Annotated in this window: 23 protein-coding genes; 5 read left to right on the top strand and 18 right to left on the bottom strand. The window is 67.6% G+C overall.

Going from position 1 to position 23111, the window contains the following annotated elements:
* The 6 genes from lpxK to GGR25_RS07580 form a co-directional block, all read right to left on the bottom strand.
* A complete protein-coding gene (gene lpxK / locus GGR25_RS07605) occupies positions 1-1041 on the bottom strand; it encodes a tetraacyldisaccharide 4'-kinase (protein WP_183398146.1) in 1041 nt (346 codons plus the stop codon).
* The gene (locus GGR25_RS07600; RefSeq protein ID WP_183398145.1) at positions 1038-2342 is read right to left on the bottom strand and encodes a 3-deoxy-D-manno-octulosonic acid transferase; all 1305 of its coding nucleotides are present in this window, start codon (positions 2340-2342) and stop codon (positions 1038-1040) included. The genes lpxK and GGR25_RS07600 overlap by 4 nt, the downstream gene beginning before the upstream one ends.
* Positions 2335-3075, bottom strand: coding sequence for a lysophospholipid acyltransferase family protein (locus GGR25_RS07595; RefSeq protein ID WP_343068012.1), 741 nt, complete (start codon positions 3073-3075; stop codon positions 2335-2337). The genes GGR25_RS07600 and GGR25_RS07595 overlap by 8 nt, the downstream gene beginning before the upstream one ends.
* A gap of 64 nt (positions 3076-3139) precedes the next feature.
* Positions 3140-3379 carry a DUF4170 domain-containing protein gene (locus GGR25_RS07590; protein WP_183398144.1) on the bottom strand — a complete coding sequence of 80 codons (240 nt, stop codon included), beginning with the start codon at positions 3377-3379 and terminating at the stop codon, positions 3140-3142.
* Positions 3380-3391: 12 nt separating this feature from the next.
* Positions 3392-4252: a 3'(2'),5'-bisphosphate nucleotidase CysQ gene (locus GGR25_RS07585; protein ID WP_183398143.1), complete on the bottom strand. Its 861-nt coding sequence runs from the start codon at positions 4250-4252 to the stop codon at positions 3392-3394.
* Complete coding sequence (locus GGR25_RS07580; protein WP_183398142.1) at positions 4239-5576, bottom strand: TldD/PmbA family protein; 1338 nt, start codon at positions 5574-5576, stop codon at positions 4239-4241. The genes GGR25_RS07585 and GGR25_RS07580 overlap by 14 nt, the downstream gene beginning before the upstream one ends.
* 222 nt (positions 5577-5798) lie before the next feature.
* On the opposite strand from GGR25_RS07580, the gene GGR25_RS07575 reads away from it, so the two are divergent.
* Entirely contained in the window at positions 5799-7610 is a 1812-nt protein-coding gene (locus tag GGR25_RS07575) for a monovalent cation:proton antiporter-2 (CPA2) family protein (protein WP_183398141.1), read from the top strand.
* 16 nt (positions 7611-7626) lie between these two features.
* Here GGR25_RS07575 and GGR25_RS07570 read toward each other — a convergent pair whose 3' ends face one another.
* From GGR25_RS07570 to GGR25_RS07555, 4 genes are all read right to left on the bottom strand, one after another.
* On the bottom strand, positions 7627-8964 hold the full coding sequence (locus GGR25_RS07570) for a M16 family metallopeptidase (RefSeq protein ID WP_183398140.1): 1338 nt from the start codon (positions 8962-8964) through the stop codon (positions 7627-7629).
* A gap of 24 nt (positions 8965-8988) precedes the next feature.
* Positions 8989-10341: a M16 family metallopeptidase gene (locus tag GGR25_RS07565; protein ID WP_183398139.1), complete on the bottom strand. Its 1353-nt coding sequence runs from the start codon at positions 10339-10341 to the stop codon at positions 8989-8991.
* A 127-nt stretch (positions 10342-10468) separates the two neighbouring features.
* Positions 10469-11023, bottom strand: a complete 555-nt coding sequence (rsmD, locus tag GGR25_RS07560; RefSeq protein ID WP_183398138.1) for a 16S rRNA (guanine(966)-N(2))-methyltransferase RsmD — start codon at positions 11021-11023, stop codon at positions 10469-10471.
* Positions 11004-12323: a pseudouridine synthase gene (locus tag GGR25_RS07555; RefSeq protein ID WP_343067994.1), complete on the bottom strand. Its 1320-nt coding sequence runs from the start codon at positions 12321-12323 to the stop codon at positions 11004-11006. The genes rsmD and GGR25_RS07555 overlap by 20 nt, the downstream gene beginning before the upstream one ends.
* Before the next feature lie 50 nt (positions 12324-12373).
* Between GGR25_RS07555 and GGR25_RS07550 the strand changes: the two genes are divergently transcribed.
* The gene (locus tag GGR25_RS07550) at positions 12374-12826 is read left to right on the top strand and encodes a nucleoside deaminase (protein WP_246409350.1); all 453 of its coding nucleotides are present in this window, start codon (positions 12374-12376) and stop codon (positions 12824-12826) included.
* 82 nt (positions 12827-12908) lie between these two features.
* A complete protein-coding gene (locus tag GGR25_RS07545) occupies positions 12909-14054 on the top strand; it encodes a hypothetical protein (protein WP_183398136.1) in 1146 nt (381 codons plus the stop codon).
* Positions 14055-14061: 7 nt separating this feature from the next.
* Here the strand turns inward: GGR25_RS07545 and GGR25_RS07540 are convergent, their stop codons facing one another.
* Entirely contained in the window at positions 14062-14433 is a 372-nt protein-coding gene (locus tag GGR25_RS07540) for a DUF4406 domain-containing protein (RefSeq protein WP_183398633.1), read from the bottom strand.
* A gap of 110 nt (positions 14434-14543) precedes the next feature.
* Between GGR25_RS07540 and GGR25_RS07535 the strand changes: the two genes are divergently transcribed.
* Positions 14544-15299 (top strand): DeoR/GlpR family DNA-binding transcription regulator, encoded by a 756-nt coding sequence (locus GGR25_RS07535; RefSeq protein ID WP_183398135.1) that lies wholly within the window; start codon positions 14544-14546, stop codon positions 15297-15299.
* A gap of 62 nt (positions 15300-15361) precedes the next feature.
* Here the strand turns inward: GGR25_RS07535 and groL are convergent, their stop codons facing one another.
* From groL to GGR25_RS07500, 7 genes are all read right to left on the bottom strand, one after another.
* Positions 15362-17002 carry a chaperonin GroEL gene (gene groL, locus GGR25_RS07530; RefSeq protein ID WP_183398134.1) on the bottom strand — a complete coding sequence of 547 codons (1641 nt, stop codon included), beginning with the start codon at positions 17000-17002 and terminating at the stop codon, positions 15362-15364.
* A gap of 60 nt (positions 17003-17062) precedes the next feature.
* A complete protein-coding gene (gene groES / locus GGR25_RS07525) occupies positions 17063-17377 on the bottom strand; it encodes a co-chaperone GroES (RefSeq protein ID WP_183398133.1) in 315 nt (104 codons plus the stop codon).
* A gap of 177 nt (positions 17378-17554) precedes the next feature.
* Positions 17555-18208, bottom strand: a complete 654-nt coding sequence (locus GGR25_RS07520; RefSeq protein ID WP_183398132.1) for a lysophospholipid acyltransferase family protein — start codon at positions 18206-18208, stop codon at positions 17555-17557.
* A 5-nt stretch (positions 18209-18213) separates the two neighbouring features.
* Positions 18214-19188, bottom strand: coding sequence for a phosphatidate cytidylyltransferase (locus GGR25_RS07515; protein ID WP_246409347.1), 975 nt, complete (start codon positions 19186-19188; stop codon positions 18214-18216).
* Positions 19185-19796 carry a CDP-alcohol phosphatidyltransferase family protein gene (locus tag GGR25_RS07510; RefSeq protein ID WP_183398131.1) on the bottom strand — a complete coding sequence of 204 codons (612 nt, stop codon included), beginning with the start codon at positions 19794-19796 and terminating at the stop codon, positions 19185-19187. Before GGR25_RS07510 ends, GGR25_RS07515 begins: the two co-directional genes overlap by 4 nt.
* Positions 19797-19896: 100 nt before the next feature.
* Positions 19897-20490, bottom strand: a complete 594-nt coding sequence (locus GGR25_RS07505) for a hypothetical protein (RefSeq protein ID WP_183398130.1) — start codon at positions 20488-20490, stop codon at positions 19897-19899.
* Between the two features lie 126 nt (positions 20491-20616).
* Positions 20617-22023 carry a sigma-54-dependent transcriptional regulator gene (locus GGR25_RS07500; protein ID WP_183398129.1) on the bottom strand — a complete coding sequence of 469 codons (1407 nt, stop codon included), beginning with the start codon at positions 22021-22023 and terminating at the stop codon, positions 20617-20619.
* A gap of 191 nt (positions 22024-22214) precedes the next feature.
* Here GGR25_RS07500 and GGR25_RS07495 point away from each other — a divergent pair, with 191 nt between their 5' ends.
* Positions 22215-23087 carry a TIGR01459 family HAD-type hydrolase gene (locus tag GGR25_RS07495; RefSeq protein ID WP_183398128.1) on the top strand — a complete coding sequence of 291 codons (873 nt, stop codon included), beginning with the start codon at positions 22215-22217 and terminating at the stop codon, positions 23085-23087.
* The last annotated feature ends 24 nt before the right edge of the window (positions 23088-23111 follow it).

Here is a 23111-nt window from a genome sequence, read left to right as displayed (position 1 = left end):
CTATCGCCGCGCGCCGAACGCCTCGCTGCGCCGGCCGAAATCCCGCAGCATCGCCTCGATCAGCGCGATAAGCCGCGGCTCGTCGGCGAAGACCATGCGCACTTCGAGCACTTCGCTGCGATCACGCAGATCCCCTGCCGCGCCCTTGGCGCCAATGAGGCGCGCATGGTCCTTCGCCGTCGTGATGAGACGGAGCCCCTCACGCTCGGCCCGGGCCAGGAGCTTGCGCGCATCGTCGTCCGTGTAGACGTGATGGTCCGGAAAGGCGCGGACTTCCTTGATCGTCGCGCCGGCATGATCGAGTGTGTTGAAGAACTTCTCCGGCCGGCCGATGCCGGCATAGGCGAGATAGGGCTCGGTGCCGAAGCTCTGGTGCGCCCGCGTCGCGAGCTGCGCGCGAAAGGTCGGACGCCCCGCGCGCGCGATCCGGCGCAGCACCGCGTCGCCGCCAGCGCCAGCGCCGACGATGATTGCTGCATCGGTCCGCGCGAGCTGGACGCTGAGCGGCGCACGGAGCGGACCGGCCGGCAGGACCAGGCCGTTGCCGATCCCCGCCGTTCCATCGACGACGACAAGGCGCAAATCCTTGTGCAGAGCCGGGTTCTGGAAGCCGTCATCCATGATGATCAGATCGACGCCGACAGCAGCGAGCAGCGGCAGCGCCTTGGGCCGGTCGGCGGAGACCACCACGGGACCGAGCGCGGCGAGCAGAAGCGCCTCGTCGCCCACCTCGCTCGCGGCATGCATCTTCGGATCGACGAGCACGGGCCCGCGCAGGCTGCCGCCATAGCCACGCAGCAGGAAGCCGGGCCTCCGCCCGAGCGCGACGGCGATCCGCGCTATGGCGAGCGCCGTCGGCGTCTTGCCTGCGCCACCGACGACATAGTTGCCGATGCAGATGACGGGAACGGCCGCGAAGGCTTCAGGCGCCCGGCGCATGCGCGAACCGGCGGCGAGACCCCAGAGCAGCGACAGGGGATAGAGACAGGCCGCCGACAGGGTGAGCCGGCGATGCCACCAGAAGTGCGGCGCCTTGATCAAGCCGGTCCCTCCGTCTGCCTCGTCTTGCCCGGCTCAGTCAGAAACGGCGCGAGCGCCGCCATGGTCGCATCGAGCGCCCCCGTGTAGGGGTCGAGCGCATCCGCCGCGCGTTGGGCCCGGTCCTGCATGGCCTGCGGGTCGGCAAAGAGCGCTTCCAGCACATCGGCCAATTCGCTCGCATCGGCGACCGGTCCGCTCGCCGTGCCGCGATCGAGCGCGTCATAAACCTCGGTCGCGTTGTGCACATGAGGGCCGTGCACGATGGCGGTGTCGAGCCGGGCCGCCTCGATCGGATTGTGGCCACCAACGGGAACCAGCGTCCCGCCGACGAGGGCCACGGGTGCCAGGCGGTAGAACAGACCGAGTTCGCCGAGCGTATCGGCGAGATAGATGTCGGTCTCCGGCGTGACCGGCTCGCTGCGGCTGCGCTGGGCGACGGCTAGGCCGCTCGCGGAGAGCGCGTCGCGCAGCGCGGTTCCGCGCACCGGATGGCGGGGTACGATGATGGTCAGCAAGCCGGGACGCTGCGTCCGGAGGCTCCGGTGGGCGGCGGAGACGATCGCCTCTTCGCCGTCATGCGTGCTGGCCGCGACGAAGATCTCCCGGCCTGCGGTCATCGCCTTGATCGCAGCGAGCGCCTCGGGATCGGCGCCGGGCGGTGGAACGTCGAACTTCAGGTTTCCGACGGAGCGTGCCTGACGTAGTCCGAGCGCGCGAAGCCGCTTCGCGTCGCCCTCCGATTGCGCGAGCGCCAGCGTGGTCCCCTCGAACAGCGGCCGCACGCCGCTGAATTTCCGCCAGCGCGCGAAGGAGCGCTCCGACATGCGCGCATTGACCCGGATCTGCGCGATCCCGCGCGCGGCCAGGCGAAGCGTCATCACGGGCCAAAGCTCGGATTCGACAAAGAGCGCGGCGTCTGGCCGCCACGTGTCGAGGAAGCGGTCGACATAGGGCGCGATGTCGAGCGGCGCATATTGGTGCAGCGCGCCCGGCGGCAATTGCCTGGCCGCGATCTCGGCGCTGGTGACGGTGATGGTCGTCAGGACCACGGCGGTCCCGCTCGCGGCGATGCGCCGGACGAGCGGCAGGACCGCGTTGGTCTCGCCGACGCTCGCGGCATGGATCCAGACCAACGGCCCATCCGGACGCGGCTGCCCTGCCCGTCCATAGCGCTCGCCCTGTCGCGCGACCTCTTCCTTGCCCCTCCGCGCACGGCGCGCGAGCAACAGCGGGACGAAAGGCATCAGCGCGCGGCCCGCCAGGCCATAGGCCGTCAGCAGCGGGCTCGTCCGCCTAGTCATCGCGAGCGCCGATGCGCTCATAGGCGAGTGCGTTGACGCGATTGAGTTCCGCTTCCAGAGCTAGGCGCGCCCCTTCCCGTTCTTCGTCGCCGCCTTCGGGCGGCACCCATATCGGATTGCCGAAGATGCAGGCCCCGCGACTGAAGGGCAAGTTGAACGTCGTCCGGTCCCAATTGGACAGGCGGAAACGGCGGCTGGTCGCGAGCGCGACCGGCAGGATCGGACGCCCCGAACTCTGGGCCAGCATGATGATGCCGAGCCCGGCACGGCGCGCGATGACGTTCGACACGTCGGCCGTCATGGCGACCGTCACGCCTTCCTGCAGCGCGCTCTTCATTTCGAGGAAGCCGCGGAGGCCGCCCTTCTCGATGACGCGCGTCGGATCGCGCGCCGCCGAGGCCCGGATCGTCCCAAAACCGAAACGCTCCGCCACGATCGCATTGATCTCGCCGTCGCGGTGACGCGACACCATCACCCGGATATCGAGCCCGGTCTTCTGCGGCACGAAGGGCGCCATCAGGTGTTGGCCATGCCACATGGTCAGGATGCCGGGCAGGTTCTCGCCGAACGACTCGACGACATTGCCCGGCTCATAGACGATGCGGCTGGTGGCGCGGACCAGATGCAGATACGCCACCGCCAGATGGCCGACGAAGCGCATGGCACGATCGGAATTCCCGATCCGCTTCAGCAGATTGCTGACCCTTCTGGGTCTCTTGGTCGTTGCGGTCACGGTCAATCGAATTTCCATTCCGGCCGCATCAGATCGCCGGCAGCATCATGCGGGGTGAGCCGTGTCACTCCGACGTCGTCGCCGCGGGATCGAGCAGGCGGTGAAGATGCACGATGAAATATCGGGTCTGGGCGCTGTCGACGGTCCGCTGCGCCACCTTCTTCCAGGCGTCGTAGGCACTCTTGTAGTCCGGAAAGATCCCGACGATGTCGAGCGCAGAAAGGTCGGCAAAGTCCGAGCTCCCGACGGAGCTGAGCTCGCCACCGAAGACCAGATGCAGGAGCTGCTTCTTGGAATCAGCCAATTCTCGAACCCTTCAGCTTGTTCCGGCGCCGCTCGCATGGGTGGAATCGGCTCGCCGACGGTCTTCGCTGCGCTGCTCGGCCTCCCGGACGGCGGCCTCTGCCCTGGCCACCAGCCCGGATACCCCGGCGAGCAATGCCGGGTGTCGTGGCTCCGCCCGATTGTATCGGACCGCCTCGCCAGCCGCAGTGCACAACGTTCCGCCAGCTTCGTGCACCAAAAGGTCCGCCGCCGCAAGGTCCCAGTCATGGGCATTGGGCGACGCCGTCGCGAGGTCCAGCCGCCCGGCCGCCACCAGCGTGATCCGGTAGGCGAGAGAAGGCGTTATGCGACGTTCGCCGAACGCGAGGCCCTCGCCGGAAAGAGCCCGCATATGCCGCATGGGACCGGCGAATCGGAGCGGCGCGCCGGGCTGCGTCGCGACCGAAATCGGCTCGCCGTTCAGCTTCGCCCCGCCGCCGGAGACGGCTTCGAACCACTCCGCACGCGTGGGAACGGCGAGCGCTGCGACGACCGGAATCCCGTCCTCGACGATCGCGACGGAGACGCACCAGTCGGGACTACCCTCGATGAAGCCGCGTGTGCCGTCGATCGGATCGACGACGAAGACGCGGCGCCGGGAGAGTCGTTCCGGCGTGTCAGCCGTCTCCTCCGACAGCCAGCCATAATCCGGACGGGCACCGACCAGGCGTTCGAAGAGAAAGCGATCGGCGGCGAGATCTGCCTCCGTGACCGGGGAATCATGCGCCTTGGTCCAGATCTGCGGCGAACGACCGAAGAAGCCTTTGGCAATCTCCCCCGCTTCGCGCGCCGCCGAAACGAGGAGCTCCAGGTCGGCCCGCCGGTCCTGCGCGAGGGTGTCAGGTTCCGGCAATCGTCATTCCTTCGATCGCGAGGGTCGGCGCGTTGACCGCATAGCGATATTCGAGATCGTCGGCCGCCACGAGGCGCGCGAACATGTCGCGCAGATTGCCGGCGATGGTGATCTCGGAGACCGGCTCGACCAGTTCGCCGCCGACGATGCGATAGCCGCCGGCGCCCCGGCTGTAGTCGCCGGTGACGCCGTTGACGCCATGGCCGATCAGTTCATTGACATAGAGCCCGTCCCCGATCGAGGCGATGAGATCCCTGGGGCTCACCGAGCCGGGCAGAATCGCCAGATTGGTGGCGTGCGGGCTCCCGCCACCGCCCGAGCCGCGACCGTTCGTGGCGAGACCGAGTTCGCGCGCCGTGGCGCTGTCGAGCAGCCATTGCTGGAGCACGCCGCCCTCGACGAGATCCAGCGCTTCCGTCGCGACGCCCTCGCCATCGAAGGGCCGTGACGCGAGACCACGCAGCCGGTGCGGATCGTCGACGATGCGGATCGCGGGCGCGAACACGGCCGTGCCGAGCGCGTTCTTGAGGAAGGAGGTTTTGCGCGTGATCGCCGCGCCGTTGATCGCCCCGGCGAAATGTCCGAGCAGGCTGGCCGCGACGCGCGGATCGAAGACCACCGTCGTCCGGCCCGTCGGCATGCGCGAGGGGCGCAGGCGGCGCACGGCCCGCTCGGCCGCCGACCGTCCGATCTCGTCGGCCGCGCGGAGGTCGGCGCCATAGACCTTGGAATCGCTGTCGTAGTCGCGCTCCATCGCGGTGCCCTCACCGGCGATGGCGGTCACCGAGACGCCGGTGCGCGACAGCAGATACGACCCCTGGAAGCCATGCGAGGTCGCGATCACCGCACCCGTCAGCGACCAGCCTGCCGAGGCGCCGCCGGACTTCGTCACGCCCGGGACGGCAAGCGCCGCGGCCTCGGCCGCGCGGGCGCGCTCGGTCAGCGCGGCGGCGTCGGGAATCGAGCGGTCGAGCAGGTCCAGATCGGGCCAAGACCTGGCGAGGCGATCCTGCGGCGCGAGGCCGGCATAGGGATCCTCCGGCGCCACCCGTGCCATGGCGATCGCGCGCATCGCCAGTTCGTCGGCCGGCGCGATGGTGTTGGTCGAGACGCTGGCATGCCGTCGGCCAATGAAGACGCGGAGCGAGACGTCATCGCTCTCGGAACGCGTCGACTCGTCGACCGCGCCGTGCCGGACATCGACCGAAAGCCCCACCCGGCGAACCGCGAAGGCGTCGGCCGCGTCGGCGCCGGCGCGCTTCGCCGCCTCGACGAGCTCGGCGGCACGGGCGACGAGGAGGGACTGATCGGGCAGCACGGTCATGGCGTTCTCCTTGGACCCCATTGAATAGGGATCGCGGCGCCCCCCGACAAGATCGTGGACGAACGGGCGAACGCATAAATCATGCCGCGTGATGGCTGCATTTCGCCATGAAGATGCCTAGACTGGCGAAGCGGAGCGCGGCGACGTCCTCGGCTTCCCCACCCCGCGCCTTTCGCGCAGCCAGCCGGCAGCGCCCTACCCGCACTACGAACGGAGATGTCCATGGCCGTCGAGGCGCAGGGCACCGATCTCGCCCAGCTCGTTGCGCTGCTCGGCGCCGGTGTGATCGCTGTCCCGATCTTCAAGCGGCTCGGCCTCGGCGCCGTGCTCGGCTATCTCTCGGCCGGCCTCGTCATCGGCCCGTTTGGCTTTGGCCTGTTCAACGATCCGCAGTCGATCCTGCATGTCGCCGAACTCGGCGTGGTCATGTTCCTGTTCGTGATCGGGCTCGAAATGCGCCCCTCGCGCCTGTGGGGCCTTCGCCGCGAGATCTTCGGGCTCGGCCTCGGGCAGGTTCTGTTCTGCGGCGTCATCCTGATGGGCGCGGGCGTTCTCTACGGGCTGACGCCGATCGCGGCTTTCGTCGCCGGCATGGGCTTCGTGCTCACCTCGACCGCGACTGTCATGCAGTTGCTAGACGAACGCGGCGAGACCGCATCTCCGGCGGGCCAGCGCATCGTCTCGATCCTGTTGCTCGAGGATCTCGCGATCGTGCCGCTGCTCGCCGTGGTCGCCGTGTTCGGCCACGATCCGAACGCGCAGAGCGAATCACGCTGGATTTCCGTCGCGATGGGCGCGGGCGTCCTCGTGGCGCTCGTCGCCGCCGGGCGCTGGCTGCTGAACCCGATGTTCCGGATCCTGGCGGGGGCCAATGCGCGCGAGGTGATGACGGCCGCCGCGCTGCTGGTCGTGCTGGGCGCCGCCTTCGTCATGCAGATCGGCGGCCTCTCCATGGCCCTCGGCGCTTTCATCGCCGGCGTCATGCTGTCGGAATCGAGCTTCCGCCACCAGCTCGAAGCCGACATCGAGCCGTTCCGGGGCATTCTGCTCGGCCTCTTCTTCATCAGCGTCGGCATGTCGCTCGACCTGTCCGTGATGGTCAACGAATGGCCGACGATCATCGTCGCCGTGCTCGGCTACATGGCGCTCAAGGCCGGCGGCATCTTCATCATGGCCCGCCTCTTCCGCGCTTCGCGGCCAGAGGCTCTGGAGCGGGCCGCGCTGATGGCGCAGGGCGGCGAGTTCGCCTTCGTGCTCTACGCCGCGGCGACCGCCGCAGGCCTGATCGACCAGAACCTCAACGCGGTGCTGACGGCGACGGTCATCGTCTCGATGGCGTTGACCCCGCTCGTCGTCGCGGCCGCGCGCTACCTGCCGCAGCCCAAGCCCTCTTTGGACGGTCTCGACATCGCCGACGGGCTGGAGGCGAGCGTGCTGATGATCGGCTTCGGCCGCTTCGGCCAGATTGCCGCGCAATTCCTCCTCTCGGAGGGCATCGACGTGACGGCGATCGATTCCGATCCAGACATGGTGCGCAGCGCCGCACGGTTCGGCTTCAAGGTCTATTACGGCGACGGCACGCGCCTCGACGTGCTCCGCGCGGCGGGCATTGAGAGCGCGCGGCTCGTCGTCGTGTGCACCGACAAGCGCGAGAATACCGACAAGATCGTCGAGCTGATCCGCTCCGAGTATCCGCTGACGACGCTCTATGTCCGCTCGTTCGATCGCCAGCATACGCTGAAGCTGCGCGCGCAGGGCGTCGACTTCGAAATCCGCGAGACGTTCGAATCGGCCTTCCTGTTCGGCCGCAAGACGCTCGAGGAGCTCGGCTACGACGCGGAGCGGATCGCCGAGATCGCCGAAGACCTTCGCGCCCGCGAGGCGAACCGCCTCGCCATCCAGATGGCCGGCGGCCAGGTGTCCTACACCGACGTCCAGGGCAAGCTGAAGCCCGAGCCGCTCACCGTGCCGAAGCGCCAGGCCAAGGCGCTGAACGAGGACGCCGAGAAAGCGACGGCCGAAGCCGCGGAATGATGCGCCGTTCGGGGCGTCAGGTCCGCGGCGCGGCCTCCGACTTTTTCGGGCCGACCAGGACCATCATGTTCGTCGCGCCGCCATAGATGCGCTTCGCCACGCGCTTCGCATCGTCGAGCGTGACCGCCGCGATCATGTCGTTCCGCTTCTCGACATAGTCGATCGGAAGGCCGTCGAGCTGGATGGCGAGCAGTTGGCGCGCGATCTTGGCCGAGGAATCGAAGCGCAGCGCATAGGAGCCGACGAGATAGCTCTTCGCCTTGGCGAGCTCGTCAGCCGTCGGCCCTTCCTCGGCAAAGCGCTTCGCCTCGCCGCGGATGATCTCGACCGTCTCGTCGGCCCGGTCGGCGCGGGTCGCGGTGCCGCCGGCAACCGCGTTCGCGTGCGCCATCGGAACCAGCGTCGACGACACCGAATAGGCAAGGCCGCGCTTCTCGCGCACCTCGGTGTAGAGCCGCGACGAGAACGAGCCGCCGCCGAAGATGTGGTTCACGACGTAAGCGGCCATGAAATCGGGATCATGGCGCGCCAAGCCGGGGCCGCCGAAGCGAACCACGGTCTGGGGGTTAGGCATGTCGATGCGGATATCGCCGCCGAGCGGCACCGCATCCGGCACCGGCGTCAGCTCGGCCTTGGCCTGAAGCGGGCCGAAGACGCGATCCAGCATCTTGCCGGCCTCCGCCTCGTCGATCGCGCCGACGATAGCGATATGGAGATTGTCCCGCGCGAAGACGCGACGACGGTAGTCCTGCAGATCGGGCACGGCGATCGCCTTGACGCTCGCCTCGCTGCCTTCGAGGGGCCGCCCATAGGGATGGTTCGGGAAGGCCGTCGCACACATGGTGGTGATCGCCACCTGCTCCGGGTCCTTGGCCGACTGGCGGATGCTGCTGTCGATCTGGGCGCGGATGCGCTCGACGGGCTCGGCATCGAATCGGGGCGACTGAAGGGCGAGCGCAAGAAGGCCGAAGCCCTCGTCCTGATCTTCCGCCAGCATGCGGATCGTACCGAAGAACTCGTCGCGGCCGGCATCGAAAGAGAGCTGAATCGACCGGCTGTCCAAGGCGCTCTGGAAGGCCTTGCTGTCGAGGTCACCGGCGCCTTCGTCGAGCAGGCCCGAGAGCATGTTGGCGACGCCGGGCTTGTCCGCCGGGTCCTGCGCCGCGCCGCCCTCGAACGCGAAATTCACGGCGACGATCGGCACCGCATAGTCCTCGACCAGCCAGGCTTTGACGCCGCCGGGGCTGACGATGTCCTTGATCTGCATCGCCTGCGCGGACGTCACGAGCATTATGAGCCCGGCCGCGGCGATCAGGGGACGGGTGGCAACGAGGCGGCTGAAATGGAAAGTCATGTCGTCTCCGTCTCCTGGCGCGGGCTAGCTGCGGCCGTCGGCGGGTGCCGGCTTCAATACACCGGTCACCGACCGGCGCTTGTCGAGATATTTATCGGCGGCGGCGGAAACATCGTCGGTCGTGACCGCGTTGATCCGATCCGGCCATGACTGCACATCGGCAAGCGTCTGGCCGGCGAGCAGCGAGGTTCCGATGATGCGGGCGAGCGAGCCCTGGCTGTCCTGCGCGAAGATCGCCGAGGCGCGCGTGCGCTTCTTGGCCCGCTCCAGTTCGTCGGCGGTGACGCCATGGGCGCGAACGTCGTCGACGATGCGGTCGATCTCCGCCTGGAGCTGGTCCACGCTCACCCCGTCACGCGGCGTTGCGATGATGCCGAGCTGTCCGTAGTCGAGATTGTCGCCCGAATAATAAGCACCGACCGCGCTCGCGATCGGCTTGTCGACGACCAGGGCGCGATAAAGCCGGCTCGTCGGCCCGCGGCCTAGGATATCGGCGAGGAGGTCGAGCGATTCGGCCTCGTCCGGCTTCGCGGTCGAATAGGAGGGGGCGAGATAGGTTCGCGACCAGGACGGCTGGCTGACGCGCGGATCCGACATCGCAAGCGTGCGCTCGGCACGCGGCGGCGGCTCCTTGGGACGATCGCGCGGCGCCAGTTCGGCACGGCGCGGCACGCGGCCATAGGTCTCCTCGGCGAGGCGCCGCACCTCGTCCGCCGTCACGTCGCCGGCGACGACGAGCACGGCATTGTTCGGCGTGTAGTAGCGGCCATAGAAATCGAGCGCGTCCTGACGCGACAGCTTCGCCATCTCATCGGCCCACCCGATGGTCGGGATACCGTAATGATGGTTCTGGTAGAGCGCCGCGTTCATCGCCTCATAGAACTGCGCACCGGGATCATTGTCGATCCGCATGCGTCGCTCTTCCAGGATGACGTCCCGCTCCGGCAGCACGACCGCATCGTTGAGGATCAGCCCTTCCATGCGGTCCGACTCGAACGCCATCACGGTCGCGAGCTGGTCCTTCGCAATGGTCTGGTGATAGGCCGTCGCGTCATTGGTCGTGAACGCGTTTTCTGCACCGCCCATTTCGGATACGCGCCCCGAGAACTCGCCGGCCGGATGCGCCTTGGTGCCCTTGAACATCAGATGCTCGAGGAAATGCGCAATGCCCGACTTGCCCGGCGGATCGTCGGCCGCGCCGACGCGATACCAGATCATGTGCGTGACGATCGGCGCGCGATGATCCGGAATCACCACGACCTGCAGGCCGTTGGGCAGCGTGAATTCGGTCGCGTCGGGTGCGATCCTGGTGGAGGATTCGGCACGCGCGGCCTGTGGCAGGAAGGCCAGCGCAGCCGCGAACATCGCTGCGGGCATAACACGGCGCACAAGCTGTGGCGCCCGAGACAGCAGAGAAATCATCGATCCTCGGTCGTTCGACGGCACCCCCATCCAAGAACCTAGGCTAGTCTAGGCTACCATGCGAGCGCAATTTCACGCCTCGTCATGCCGAACGATAGAACAGGAGTTGCGAATCGCCCGCCTCGCGGTGCTCGATTTGCTCAAGGCCGGCGGGAATCGACACTTCGGCGTCAGCTGCCTCTTCCAGCACCACGAGAGCGCCCGGCTTGAGCCAGCCTCCTGTCACGGCGGCCACGAGGGCCCGCTCGCCGAGGCCGCGACGATAGGGCGGATCGGCGAAAACGAGATCGAACGGCCCCATGCCGCCAGCCGGCCCGAGGCGGGCGGCATCGCGGCGAAACAGCTTCGTGCGGCCCGTCAGCCCGAGCGCCTCGATGTTGCGGCGGACAAGGCCACGGGCCTCGACACCCTCGTCGACAAAGAGCGCGAAGGCCGCGCCACGCGACAGCGCCTCGAGGCCGAGCGCGCCCGTTCCCGCGAAAATATCGAGCACATGCGCGCCCGAGACGGGATCGTCATAGGCATGGCTCAGGACGTTGAAGAGGCTTTCGCGCAGACGGTCGGAGGTGGGTCTGATCGTCTGCGACTGCGGCGCGGCCAGGGTACGGCCGCGAAACTCACCGCCGACGATCCGCATGCCCGCCCCCCGGTGCTCCGCGGCTCGGACGCCCACCGCTCGGACGGCCGCCACCCTTGCCGGGCTTCGGACCACCGCCCTTCGAAACATGACCGTCGCGACGCGGCTGCTGGTCCGCGTCCGGCCGCGTGCCAGGACCACCGTCCTGCTCGCGGCGACGGGACGGCGCCGGAGCGCGCCCCTCCGCCTTGCCCGCCCCTGAGCGAGCGCCGCGGAACGGCTTGTCGGATGGCGTCTTCGCCGGGAATGGCTTTCCGGACAGGCTCTTGCCGGCCGACGGCCTTCCGGCGGACGACTTGCTCGCAGCAGGTTTGCCCGCGACCGACTTGCCGGCAGCCGCTCTGCCATCCGTCGACTGTGACGTCTTGGACGCCGAAAATTTGGACGAAGGCGCTCGGCCGGCGGCCGACTTGCCTGGCGCCTGTCCGGGCGCGGTCGGCTTTCCGCGCGGCGGACGACCGGCCGGCTCGCGGCCCTTCGCCTGCAGCTCTTCCCGCAGCGGCGCATCGAAATCAACGCCCGCCTCGCGGGCGAGCTTCTCGCCGAGTTGGTCGCGCAGGATACGCCCGCGAATCTCGACCGCCTCGCCTTCGGCGAGATCGCCGAGCTGGAAGGGGCCGTAGGAAATGCGGATCAGCCGGTTCACATCGAGGCCAAGGCTCGCGAGAACGTTCTTCACTTCGCGGTTCTTGCCTTCGCGGAGGCTCATGCTGATCCAGCTATTGCTGCCCTGGACGCGCTCCAGCACCGCATCGATCGCGCCATACATGACGCCATCCACCGCGACACCATCCTTCAGCCGGTCGAGATCCGGCTGCATCACCTCGCCCCAGGCCCGCACGCGATAGCGCCGCAGCCAGCCGGTCGAGGGCAATTCGAGGATTCGGGCCAGGCCGCCATCATTGGTGAGGAGGAGCAGGCCTTCCGTATTGATGTCGAGCCGGCCGACCGCGACCACCCGCGGCAAATGGTCGGGAAGCGAATCGAACACGGTCGGGCGCCCTTCCGGATCGCGCGCCGTGGTCACCAGCCCCTTCGGCTTGTGATAGAGCCAGAGGCGGGTGCGCTCGCGCTCGGGCAGCGGCTCGCCATCCACCGTGACGCGGTCCGAGGGCGAGACATTGACCGCCGGGCTCGACAGCGTCCGGCCATTGACGGCGACGCGGCCTTCCGCGATCCAGCGCTCAGCGTCCCGGCGCGAGCAGAGCCCGACACGGGCAAGCACCTTGGCGATACGCTCGCCCCCGGCTGCATCGGCTTGCGCGGGCACGGCGTTCGTGCGTTGGATCGGCGGTTTCACGGACCTTGTCATCGGGTCCTGATAGCAGAGCGGCGGAGGCGAATCGAGCGATGAACGGTCCGGCAGCGGGCTTCATGGAGGTTGCGCTCGCGGAGGCACAGGCGGCCGCGGCCCGCGGCGAGGTTCCTGTCGGTGCCGCCATCGTGCGCGACGGCCAGGTTCTCGCCGCCGACGGCAACCGGACGCTGGAGACGAGCGACCCCACCGCCCATGCCGAGATCCTGGTCATCCGGGCCGCCTGCCGGGCGCTCAGCTCGCAGCGCCTGCCCGAATGCGATCTCTACGTGACGCTGGAGCCCTGCCCGATGTGCGCGGCCGCGATCTCGTTCGCCCGTATCCGCCGGCTCTATTATGGCGCAAGCGACCCAAAGGGCGGGGCAGTCGAAAGCGGCGTCCGCCTCTTTCACCAGCCGAGCTGCCATCATGCCCCCGAGGTCTATGACGGGATCGGCGCCGGGGCCGCGGGCGAACTGCTGCGCGCCTTCTTCCGCGAGCGACGCTGAGCCGCGGGCTGGGTGACGGGCTAGCGGAGCATCCGCTGGTGGGGTAATGGCTGATGTCTGTTCTCTGGCTGGAACCGCCAACTTGCTGCTGCTCACATCCGCCTTCCCGCGTCTGAAGCGCTTCGATGAAAACGGAATGGATGTCGGCGAGGCGCTGGTCGGCCGCTGCCTCCGCTCGTGGCAGGCCAACGGCTTTCGCATCGTCTCCGTGCACAACAAGGCGGAAGAAAAGCTCCTCGGCGATGGATTTCCGGGCGTCGAGTACCGGTTCGTCGAAGAGGACCTCGGTCCGGAGGCGCGAAAGACGCCCTCATTTGCTTCCGTCCTTGCCGCAGCGCCTCAGGACGAGCCGGTCGGCATCGTCAATGCGGACGTCTTCATGGCCCCCTCGCCCGACTTCGCGGAGCGACTCGCCGCGACCGCCGCCGATTCGACGGTGGTGATGCATCGCTGGGAGGTCCCGTCGCTGACGCGCAGGCAGGGCCACCGCTTCGATCTCGGCGTGGATCTCCTCGCATTCACGCCGCGCAAGGTCGCGCCGGCGCTCGCTTCGTTCGTGAGCTATCCCTACCAGCTTGGTGTCCCCTGGTGGGACTATGCGTTTCCGGTGGCCGCCAGCCTCTATTCGCCGCTCATGCTCGTCGCCGATCCGATCCTGCTGCATCACACGCATGATCAGGCTTGGAATGACGGCGAATGGCACCGGTTTGCCGGTCTCAGCGCCGGCTTCCTGAAGGCTCAGGCGGAAGAGCCATCGGCCAATCCCAGGCTCGCGCGCGAACTGCAGCGCCGGATCGCGCGGATCGAGCGCGACCATTACGGCTCGAAGAATCCGAAAGACACTGACTACGCGCTCGCCGAACTCACGATACGCTGGATTCATGTCTTCTCGGAGCAGAGGGCCTTGAGCCTCCTCTCCGAGATGGAGCTGCCGGCGAGCGGTCGCACGCTGGACGACCCGGTCGAGGATGATCTTCTCGAGGGTCTGCTGGCGGCGAACGCCGCCTACAATTCGGCCGATCCGGCCGAAGCCTCGGAGATTCGCCGCAAGATGCCGCGGCGGGAGTTCAAGGGCCCCCCGCCGCTGGCCCTCTACAAGGAAATCTCCACCGAAAGCACCGCCGGCCAGGTCATTGGGGCGGGGTTCCGCGATATCGGCCGCGTGATCCTCTCGACCGGCAAGCTGCTGGAGCGGCGCATGCGCCGCAAGCGTCGCGGCTATAGCTGAGTCGCGGCTACAGCTGAGCCGCAGGCCGACAGGGCGGCACGTCTTCGATACGGTAATAGACCTTGAGGCCACGCTCCGTCGCGATCGAGACGTCGAGATCGGCCCCCTTGGATTCGCCCGGCAGGCGCAACACCGCGTCGCAATGTGGCAGCAGGCGATGCGCGACCGGATAGGCGATCTCCTCGTAGATCGCGTCGCCCACTGCCTTTGATCCCGCCACCTCCATCAAAGGCAGTGCGAGCCACTCGCCGATCAGCGGCACATGGCCGGCGCGGAACAGCGGCAGCGCCGCCTCTTCGAGCTGCCTGAGATTGGCGCGCATCCGGGCCGGGTCATCATTCGTGCCCGAGCGATAGGGTCCTGCGACGAGGATCACCATGGATTCCGACGATCTGGTCATGCCTGTTTCCTTACGATAATGACTGGATAGAGCCTATAACATGCAATATCGTGTCATTTCGTTCAATATCGTGCAAAAGGAGAACACCCATGATGACGGCTGAACGGAAGCGGCTGATCCTCGAGATCCTGGCGCGCGATGGCCGCGTTCTGGCCAAGGCGGTCAGCGCCGAACTCGGCCTGTCGGAGGACACGATCCGCCGCGACCTGCGCGAACTGGCGAGCGAGGGGCGCCTGACCCGCGTGCATGGCGGCGCCCTGCCCGCTTCGCCCGGCCTCGCCGATTTCTCGAGCCGTCGCGCGATCGAACCATCCGGCAAGCAGGCGATCGGCCGTGCCGCCGCGGCCCTGATCGCGGACGGACAGGTCGTCATGCTGGATGGCGGCACGACGGCGATCGAGGTAGCGCGCGCGCTCCGGCCGGATCTGAAAGCGACGATCGTCACGCACAGCCCGAGCACGGCGCTCGAACTGGTGCCGCATCCGGGCGTCGAGGTGATCCTGATCGGCGGAAGGCTGTTCAAGCACTCGATCGTCGCGACGGGCGCGGATGCGATGGAGGCGATCCGGCGCCTGCGCGCCGATCTCTATTTCCTCGGCGTCACCGGCATCCATCCGGAGAGCGGCCTGACCACGGGCGACTATGAGGAAGCCGGCATCAAGCGCGCCTTGATGGCGCAGGCGGCCGAGACGATCGCGCTCGCCTCGCGCGACAAGGTCGGGACCGCCGCGCCCTATCTGGTGGCGCCGGTCGAAGCGCTCGCCGGGATCGTGACGGAGGCGACGGCCGATCCGGCGTTCATCGGCACGATCGAGTCGCTCGGGGTGACCGTCACGAAGGCATAGATACAAACGAAAAGGGCGCGGCTCGCGCCGCGCCCTTTCCTGAACTTTTTGGATGGCTGGACTTAGAAGTCCATGCCGCCCATGCCGCCACCGCCCGGCATCGCCGGAGCGCCGGCTGCCGGCTTCGGCAGGTCGGCGATGAGCGCCTCGGTCGTGACGATCAGCGAAGCAACCGAAGCCGCGTCCTGCAGAGCCGTACGGACGACCTTGGTCGGATCGATGATGCCGGCCGCGACCAGATCGACGAACTCTTCGTTCTGAGCGTCGAAGCCGAACGTGTCCGACTTGTTCTCCAGAACCTTGGAGACGACGATCGAGCCCTCGACGCCGGAATTCTCGGCGATCTGACGGATCGGAGCCTCGAGCGCGCGGAGCACGATCTTGATGCCGGCTTCGATGTCCGAATTGTCGGACTTCAGCTTCTCGACGGCCTTCTTGGCGCGCAGGAGAGCCGAACCACCGCCGGGGACGATGCCCTCTTCGACAGCCGCGCGGGTCGCATTGAGCGCGTCATCGACGCGGTCCTTGCGCTCCTTGACTTCGACTTCCGTCGAGCCGCCGACGCGGATGACCGCGACGCCGCCAGCGAGCTTGGCGAGACGCTCCTGGAGCTTCTCCTTGTCGTAGTCCGACGTCGTCTCTTCGATCTGAGCCTTGATCTGGCCGACGCGGGCTTCGATTTCCTTCTTCTTGCCGTTGCCGTCGACGATGGTCGTGTTCTCCTTGGAGATCGTGACCTTCTTCGCGCGGCCGAGCATGGCAAGCGTGACGTTCTCGAGCTTGATGCCGAGGTCTTCCGAGATCACCTGGCCGGCGGTGAGGATCGCGATGTCCTCGAGCATGGCCTTGCGGCGGTCACCGAAGCCCGGAGCCTTGACGGCCGCGACCTTCAGGCCGCCACGGAGCTTGTTGACGACGAGCGTGGCCAGAGCCTCGCCCTCGACGTCCTCGGAGATGATGAGGAGCGGCTTGCCCGACTGAACGACGGCCTCGAGCACCGGCAGGATCGACTGCAGGTTCGACAGCTTCTTCTCGTGCAGGAGGATGTACGGGTCGTCGAGTTCCGTGACCATCTTCTCGGCATTGGTGATGAAGTACGGCGAGAGATAGCCGCGGTCGAACTGCATGCCCTCGACGACCTCGAGCTCGGTCTCGGCGGTCTTGGCTTCCTCGACGGTGATGACACCCTCGTTGCCGACCTTCTGCATCGCCGAGGCGATCATCTGGCCGATTTCCTTCTCGCCATTGGCGGAGATGGTGCCGACCTGAGCGACTTCCTCGGACGTCTTGATCTTCTTCGAGCGCTTCTCGAGATCCTTGACGGCTTCCGTCACGGCCATGTCGATGCCGCGCTTCAGGTCCATCGGATTCATGCCGGCCGCAACGGCCTTGGCGCCTTCCTTGACGATCGACTGGGCGAGAACGGTCGCCGTGGTCGTGCCGTCACCGGCCTTGTCGTTGGTCTTCGAGGCGACCTCGCGCAGCAGCTGCGCGCCGAGGTTCTCGAACTTGTCCTCAAGCTCGATCTCCTTGGCGACGGAAACGCCGTCCTTGGTGATGCGGGGCGCGCCGAAGGACTTCTCGATCACGACATTGCGGCCCTTCGGACCCAGCGTGACCTTGACGGCGTTGGCGAGGATATCGACGCCGCGCAGCAGCTTTTCGCGCGCATCGGCGGAGAACTTTACGTCTTTAGCAGCCATGTGGCCTGCTCCTATGTTTTGCTATCGGGACAATAAAAAGCCGCGTGAAAGGGGTGACCCTTACGCGGCCTTCTTGCCGGCAGCCTTGTTGTCGATCACGCCGAGAATGTCGGACTCTTTCATGATCAGCAGGTCTTCGCCGTCGATCTTGACTTCGGTGCCCGACCACTTGCCGAACAGGATGCGGTCACCCGCCTTGACGTCCAGCGGGACGAGCTTGCCAGCTTCGTCACGGGCGCCCGGGCCGACGGCGACGACTTCGCCTTCCTGCGGCTTCTCCTTGGCGGTATCCGGGATGATGATGCCGCCCTTGGTCTTCTCTTCGCCTTCAAGGCGACGAACCACGACACGGTCATGCAGAGGACGGAATGCCATCTGTCTTCTCTCCTCGCGAGTAAGCCGCCCATCAAGGCGGCCTGTGAAACGATGTGTTAGCACTCAGAACCATCGAGTGCTAACAGGCGTCCCGGATCTAGGATTGCGGCCTCGGACTGTCAAGGCGCCGACGCGCTGCGAATGCGAGATTCTGTTTCGGACCGCGCGGCCAGCGCCCTAGGTCCATTCCGGCGACGGCGTTTCGCGCGCCAGCGCATCGACCGCCCGTTCCAGGCGGCTGACGAAATCCTCGCCTTCCCCGGTCATGGCCTCGCCGACGACGATGTCACAGAAGAATGGGACGGGAAGATGGTCGCCCTTCGGCAGCACACGGCCGAAGCCGCGCAGGAAGACGGGAATGACAGGCACCTGTGGACGACGCCGGGCCATATAGGCGATGCCGCGCTTGAAGGCGGCCCGTTGCTCCGGTTCGCCCCGAGAGCCCTCCGGGAACACGATGAGGATGTCACCGCGATCGAGCACGTCGAACGCCGGCGCCAGCGGATCGCGGCCGCCCTTCGCCGCCGCGCGCTCGATCGGGACGATGCCGAGCAGGTCGACGGCGAACCAGCGCAGCCAGCGATTGGCCAGGAAATAATCCGCGGCCGCAACGGCATGGATGCGCGACAGGCGGCGAAGCGGAAAGAGCGACATCAGCGCCAGCGTGTCGAGATGGCTGTTGTGGTTGGCGGCGATGATGACCGGACCCGTTTTCGGCAGACGCTCGCGATGACGGACCGAGAGGCCGATCGCGATGAGCAGGAACGGCCGCACCACGACCGCGAAGAAGAGGACACGGAGCAGGACGCGGGCGGCGGGACGCGGTGTCATCGGCGTCAGAAATAGAAATAGCGGACGGTGTGGAAGAAGAGCGGCGCGGTGAAAACGAGGCTGTCGACCCGGTCGAGAATGCCGCCATGGCCGGGCAGGATGGTGCCGGTATCCTTGATGGCGAGGTCGCGCTTGACCGCCGACATGACGATGTCGCCGAAGAAGCCGGCCGTCGCCAGCATCGCCCCGATCAGCGCGCCCTGGAGCGGCCCGATCGGCGTCAGGGCGGGGGCCAGCACGGCCGCAAGCACCGTCGTCGCCGCCAGCCCGCCGACGAAGCCTTCGACGGTCTTGTTCGGCGAGACGCGCGGCGTGATGCGGTGGCGGCCGAAGCTGCGGCCGGAGACGAACTGGGCGACGTCGTTGAATTCGGTGAGGATCAGCAGGAGGAGCAGCAGCCCGGCGCCGGTACCGGGCGGCGAGGCCGGCGGCGGCACGGCGATCAGATAGGCGGCATGGCTGATTGCGAAGACCGCGATCATCAGCCCCCAGTGCATCGTGCCGGCCGCCTTGAGGAACCCCTCCGTCTCGCCGCGCAGGACCATCGCCGCCGGCAGGATCAGGAACATGTAGACCGGCACGAAGATCACGAACATGCCGTACCAGGCGGTCCCCACCCACCAGTACTGCACCGGCACGGCGAGATAGGCGACGAGAAGCACGACGCGATCCGCCCGGCGGGTCGGGATGATTGTGAAATATTCCTTCAGCGCCAGATAGCTGACGAAGGCGAAGAGGATGACCGTCGCCGTACGGCCGAGCACGAGCGCCGCCGCGACCAGCAGGATCATCACCCACCAGGAGCGGATCCGCGCCTTGAGTTCCGCGCTTTTGCCGTCCTCGGCCGATCCGGCAGGGCGTGGCCGCAGCCAGACGAAGGCCGTCGCGGCGGCGAGGCCTACGAAGATGGCGAGCAATGTCACGAGCACAGCCGCCGGCAGGTCGAGCGCACCGGGGATCTTCGCCAATCCGTCCATCATCCACCCTCCAAGGCCCGCGTTGCCCGACGGATGGCGGTCCACAGGCAGAGGACGGCGAGCAGCGCCATGACCGCATCCAGCCAGGCGCCGCCGGGCGCGCCGAGCGCCAGGACGAATGCGAGCAGACCGATCGCCACGGCGCGGTCGGATTTCCCCATCGGGCCATCATAGCGCCGCGTGCTGCCGACCGTTGGGCCGAGCACGCCGACGAACTCGGTGAGCACGGCGAAGAATGCGAAAGCGACGATCGGCGCCGTATGTGCACCGAAGGGCGCGAGCGCCGGAGCGAGCGCCAGATACAGCGCCGCATCGGAGACGACGTCGCCCGCCTCGTTCAAGATCGCGCCGAGCCGGCTCTTCTGGCCATGCTCGCGCGCTAGCATGCCGTCGATCGCGTTCAGCGACATGCGCAGGAACAGGACGATCGGATAGACGAGAAGGACCAACCGCACGCCCGGCTGGAGCGCGACGAAAGCCGCGGCAACCAGGCTGAGGACGGCCGCGCCGACCGTCACCTGATTGGCCGTGACGCCGCCGGCCGCGAGCCCTGCCACCAACGGCCGCAACAGGGCCTGGAAGCGCGGCTTCAGATCATAGATGGACGGCATGTCGAACGACCGGCTCCGAAGCCGGGAAGCCCGGCTTGACGGGTCCCTTCAACACCGCGCGCCGCAGGACGGCTATGAGGCCGATCACACGTCGTCCGGATCAGGAGATGGTGAGCGGCAGCTCGATCGGCGCGGTCTTGCCGGTCGCCTCGTCGGTGACAGTCAGGATCAGCTTGTAGCTGCCGGGCTTCAGCTCGGGCAGGCGGAAGCCGACCGTGAGATGAAAGTCGCGGCTCGGGCTGCTGCCGATCTTCTCGAGCTTCGCCGGCGCGGGCGACTTCGCGAAGATCACGCCCTTGTCGTTGCGGATCTCGATCTCGGTCTTGAAGGCGATGCGGTGTGTGTCGCTCTCGTCGGTCCAGCCGAAGCCAACGGGCTCGGCATAGATCTTGAGCTCGGAACCGGGCGCGAAGGTCGAACCGGCATGGGCGACGTATTCGCCATAGCTCTTCACGTCGTCGACGAAGAGAGCCTTGCGAAACGCGAGCGGCGCGGCCTTCCAGAAGGCTTCGGCGGAGGCATCGAATGCGTCGATGGCTTCCTTGACCTTGCCGGCGGCGAGAAGCCCTTCGGCCTCGGCAGCCTTGCTCGCGGCCTCGCCTGCGGACGCGGCTCCCGCAATCGGAGCCATCGAGGCCAGCGCCATCGCGCCCGCCATCGCGATCCCGGCCAGGCGGGATCCAACCAGATTCATGCTTCCAACCCCTCGTTGGGCGCCCAAATTGGCACCTTAACAGCCCATCCGAGCGGAACATGCCGGTATGATGCGGCGCACGCAAGCGTTTCGGTGGCTCAGTGTGAATCGGAGCGCAACGAAGGGTCAGGCGCTGCGTTTCTCCAGCCAGGCCTGGCGCTTGCGATAGATGGTCGAGGGGCTGATCTCGAGTGCCGCCGCGGCGCGGGCGATGTTGCCGCTGAACGCGCCGACCGCGCTCTCGATGATCGAGCGCTCCTGCTCCCAGAACGGCATGATGGAACCGGACAGCATGGGCGCCGAAAGCGCGTCCGACATGGTCGGAGCGGCGGCGCCGATCGTCGCCGGCAGCATCTGGGCCGTGATCTCCGTCCCCTGGTTCAGCACCACCATGCGGCGGATGGCGTTCTGAAGCTCGCGCACATTGCCGGGCCAGGCATGCGCCAGGAGCATCGCGGCGGCCTCAGCGCTGAAGCCCTGGAAGTCGCGCTGCTCCTCCGCGGTGAAGCGGGCGAGGAATGTTTCGGCCAGGAGGAGCACGTCATCGGCGCGGGCGCGCAGCGGCGGCATGTGGATCGGCAGGACGTGCAGGCGGTAGAACAGATCCTCGCGGAAGCGTCCGGTCGCGATCTCCGCGAAGGGATCGCGATTGGTGGCGCTGATGATGCGGACATCGACCTTGCGCGCCGTCGTGTCTCCGACGCGCTGGACCGTGCCGCTCTGCAGGAAGCGCAGCAGCTTGGCCTGCAAGGCGAGATCCATCTCGCCGATCTCGTCCAGGAACAGCGTACCGCCATCGGCCAGTTCCGCCGCGCCGGCGCGCGTGTCGCTTGCGCCGGTAAAGGCGCCGCGCACATGGCCGAAGACCTCGCTCTCCATGAGATCCTTCGGGATCGCGCCGCAATTGATCGCGATGAACGGCTTGCCGCCGCGACCCGAGCGCGCATGGATCGCCTCGGCGCAGAGCTCCTTGCCCGTGCCGCTCTCGCCCGTGATGAACACCGGAGCACGGGACGGCGCGACGCGCGCGATCTGGTCGAAAATCGCGGCCATCGCCGGCGAACGCCCGACGAAGCCCTCAAAGCCGAGATCCGCCTGCGCGGCAGCGCTTCGCGCAGTCGGACGCACGGACGGCTCGGGATTGCGGTTCCATTGCGCGATCGCCGCCTCGACGCGCTCGATCAGCGCGGCGGCGCCGAACGGCTTCGGCAGGTAATCGACCGCGCCGGCGCGAATTGCGGCCACGGCCGCATGGACGGAGCCGCGGGCGCTGGTGGCGATGACGCGGGTGTGGTCGCCGACGAGGGCCGCGAGTGCATCGGCGCCGCCGAGCGTCTCGACATCCGCGACGACGAGGGCCGGCCCGCGCCCCGACAGCCGGTCGGCGGCCTCGGCACGGCTTGCCACGGTCAGCGCCTCCATGGCGCGTCCGCCGCCGGCCGACAGATGCGCCGACACCAACCGACGCTGGACCGGATCGGCATCGATGACCAATATCTGGACGGGCCCTTGCGAGCCGTCTGCGAACGCCATTCCAGGAAGACCCCTCTCCCGGCGCGACCCCTCGCGCTTGGTTCGACTCTCCCCCGACAGGGTAAATAAAGCGTTCCAGAAGCCGCTCTAATTGGACTGGAGCGCAATGCGGGCCCTTGATGGCTCGACATGAGGCCCTTGTGGAGCGTCCAGTGCTTGACCGGCGCGGCGGGAACCAATAACCCGCCCGCATGAGCAATTCGACCGTGCCGCCGCGCATCAGCGGACTTTCCGAGATCGCCCCCTCCTATGCGGCGATCCTTTGTGACGTCTGGGGCGTCGTGCACAACGGCGTGCGCTCCTTCCCCGCGGCCTGCGATGCGCTCGCGCGCTTTCGCGAGGCGGGCGGCACCGTCGTGTTGCTGACCAATGCGCCGCGCCTCAGCCCCTATATCGTCGCGCAGATGCGCTCGCTCGGCGTCACCGAGGCGAGCTATGACGGCATCGTCACCTCCGGCGACGTAACGCGCGGCCTGCTGGCGAGCCGTCCCGGCGCCAAGGTGCTGCATATCGGCTCCGATATTCACCTGCCGCTCTATGAAGGTCTCGACCTCACGCTCGTCGACAGCGCCGAGGCCGATGTCATCTCCTGCACGGGCCTGCGCGAGGACGAGCGCGAGAGCCCGGACGACTATGACGCCGAGCTTCGGGCGCTCGCGGCGCGCGGGCTGCCACTCATCTGCGCCAATCCCGACATTGTCGTCGAACGCGGCAATCGCTTCATCTGGTGCGCCGGCGCGCTCGCAGAGCGCTATCGCGGCTTCGGCGGCGTCACGCATGTCGCCGGAAAGCCGCATGCGCCGATCTACGAGGCGGCGCTGGCCCATATCGGCGCGCTCCGCGGCACGGCCGTGGCGAAAGCGGACGTGCTGGCGATCGGTGACGGCGCGCCGACGGATCTCAAGGGCGCCAAGGGCGAAGGCCTCGACATCCTCTTCGTGACCGGCGGCATCCACGCGGCGAATTTCGGCCCGACCGAGCAGCCCGACTCCAGCGCCGTCGCCCGCTTCCTCTCCGAGGAGCAACTGGCCGCCCGCGCCTTCATCCCGCATCTGCAATGGTGAGCGTCATTGCGCCCGCTTGACCCG

This window comes from Kaistia hirudinis (assembly GCF_014196455.1).
Taxonomy (GTDB): domain Bacteria; phylum Pseudomonadota; class Alphaproteobacteria; order Rhizobiales; family Kaistiaceae; genus Kaistia; species Kaistia hirudinis.
This window is presented reverse-complemented; position numbering and strand designations above follow the sequence as displayed.

What these genes read in the sequence shown, in the direction of transcription:
- GGR25_RS07575 (WP_183398141.1), top strand. Translation starts at nt 5,799, where the DNA reads ATGGCCGTCGAGGCGCAGGGCACCGATCTCGCCCAGCTCGTTGCGCTG.
- groES (WP_183398133.1), bottom strand. Translation starts at nt 17,377, where the DNA reads ATGGCATTCCGTCCTCTGCATGACCGTGTCGTGGTTCGTCGCCTTGAA.
- GGR25_RS07495 (WP_183398128.1), top strand. Translation starts at nt 22,215, where the DNA reads ATGAGCAATTCGACCGTGCCGCCGCGCATCAGCGGACTTTCCGAGATC.
- GGR25_RS07520 (WP_183398132.1), bottom strand. Translation starts at nt 18,208, where the DNA reads ATGACACCGCGTCCCGCCGCCCGCGTCCTGCTCCGTGTCCTCTTCTTC.
- rsmD (WP_183398138.1), bottom strand. Translation starts at nt 11,023, where the DNA reads ATGCGGATCGTCGGCGGTGAGTTTCGCGGCCGTACCCTGGCCGCGCCG.
- GGR25_RS07550 (WP_246409350.1), top strand. Translation starts at nt 12,374, where the DNA reads ATGAACGGTCCGGCAGCGGGCTTCATGGAGGTTGCGCTCGCGGAGGCA.
- GGR25_RS07535 (WP_183398135.1), top strand. Translation starts at nt 14,544, where the DNA reads ATGATGACGGCTGAACGGAAGCGGCTGATCCTCGAGATCCTGGCGCGC.
- GGR25_RS07565 (WP_183398139.1), bottom strand. Translation starts at nt 10,341, where the DNA reads ATGCCCGCAGCGATGTTCGCGGCTGCGCTGGCCTTCCTGCCACAGGCC.
- GGR25_RS07540 (WP_183398633.1), bottom strand. Translation starts at nt 14,433, where the DNA reads ATGGTGATCCTCGTCGCAGGACCCTATCGCTCGGGCACGAATGATGAC.
- groL (WP_183398134.1), bottom strand. Translation starts at nt 17,002, where the DNA reads ATGGCTGCTAAAGACGTAAAGTTCTCCGCCGATGCGCGCGAAAAGCTG.
- GGR25_RS07500 (WP_183398129.1), bottom strand. Translation starts at nt 22,023, where the DNA reads ATGGCGTTCGCAGACGGCTCGCAAGGGCCCGTCCAGATATTGGTCATC.
- GGR25_RS07600 (WP_183398145.1), bottom strand. Translation starts at nt 2,342, where the DNA reads ATGACTAGGCGGACGAGCCCGCTGCTGACGGCCTATGGCCTGGCGGGC.
- GGR25_RS07570 (WP_183398140.1), bottom strand. Translation starts at nt 8,964, where the DNA reads ATGACTTTCCATTTCAGCCGCCTCGTTGCCACCCGTCCCCTGATCGCC.
- GGR25_RS07515 (WP_246409347.1), bottom strand. Translation starts at nt 19,188, where the DNA reads ATGATGGACGGATTGGCGAAGATCCCCGGTGCGCTCGACCTGCCGGCG.
- GGR25_RS07580 (WP_183398142.1), bottom strand. Translation starts at nt 5,576, where the DNA reads ATGACCGTGCTGCCCGATCAGTCCCTCCTCGTCGCCCGTGCCGCCGAG.
- GGR25_RS07505 (WP_183398130.1), bottom strand. Translation starts at nt 20,490, where the DNA reads ATGAATCTGGTTGGATCCCGCCTGGCCGGGATCGCGATGGCGGGCGCG.
- GGR25_RS07510 (WP_183398131.1), bottom strand. Translation starts at nt 19,796, where the DNA reads ATGCCGTCCATCTATGATCTGAAGCCGCGCTTCCAGGCCCTGTTGCGG.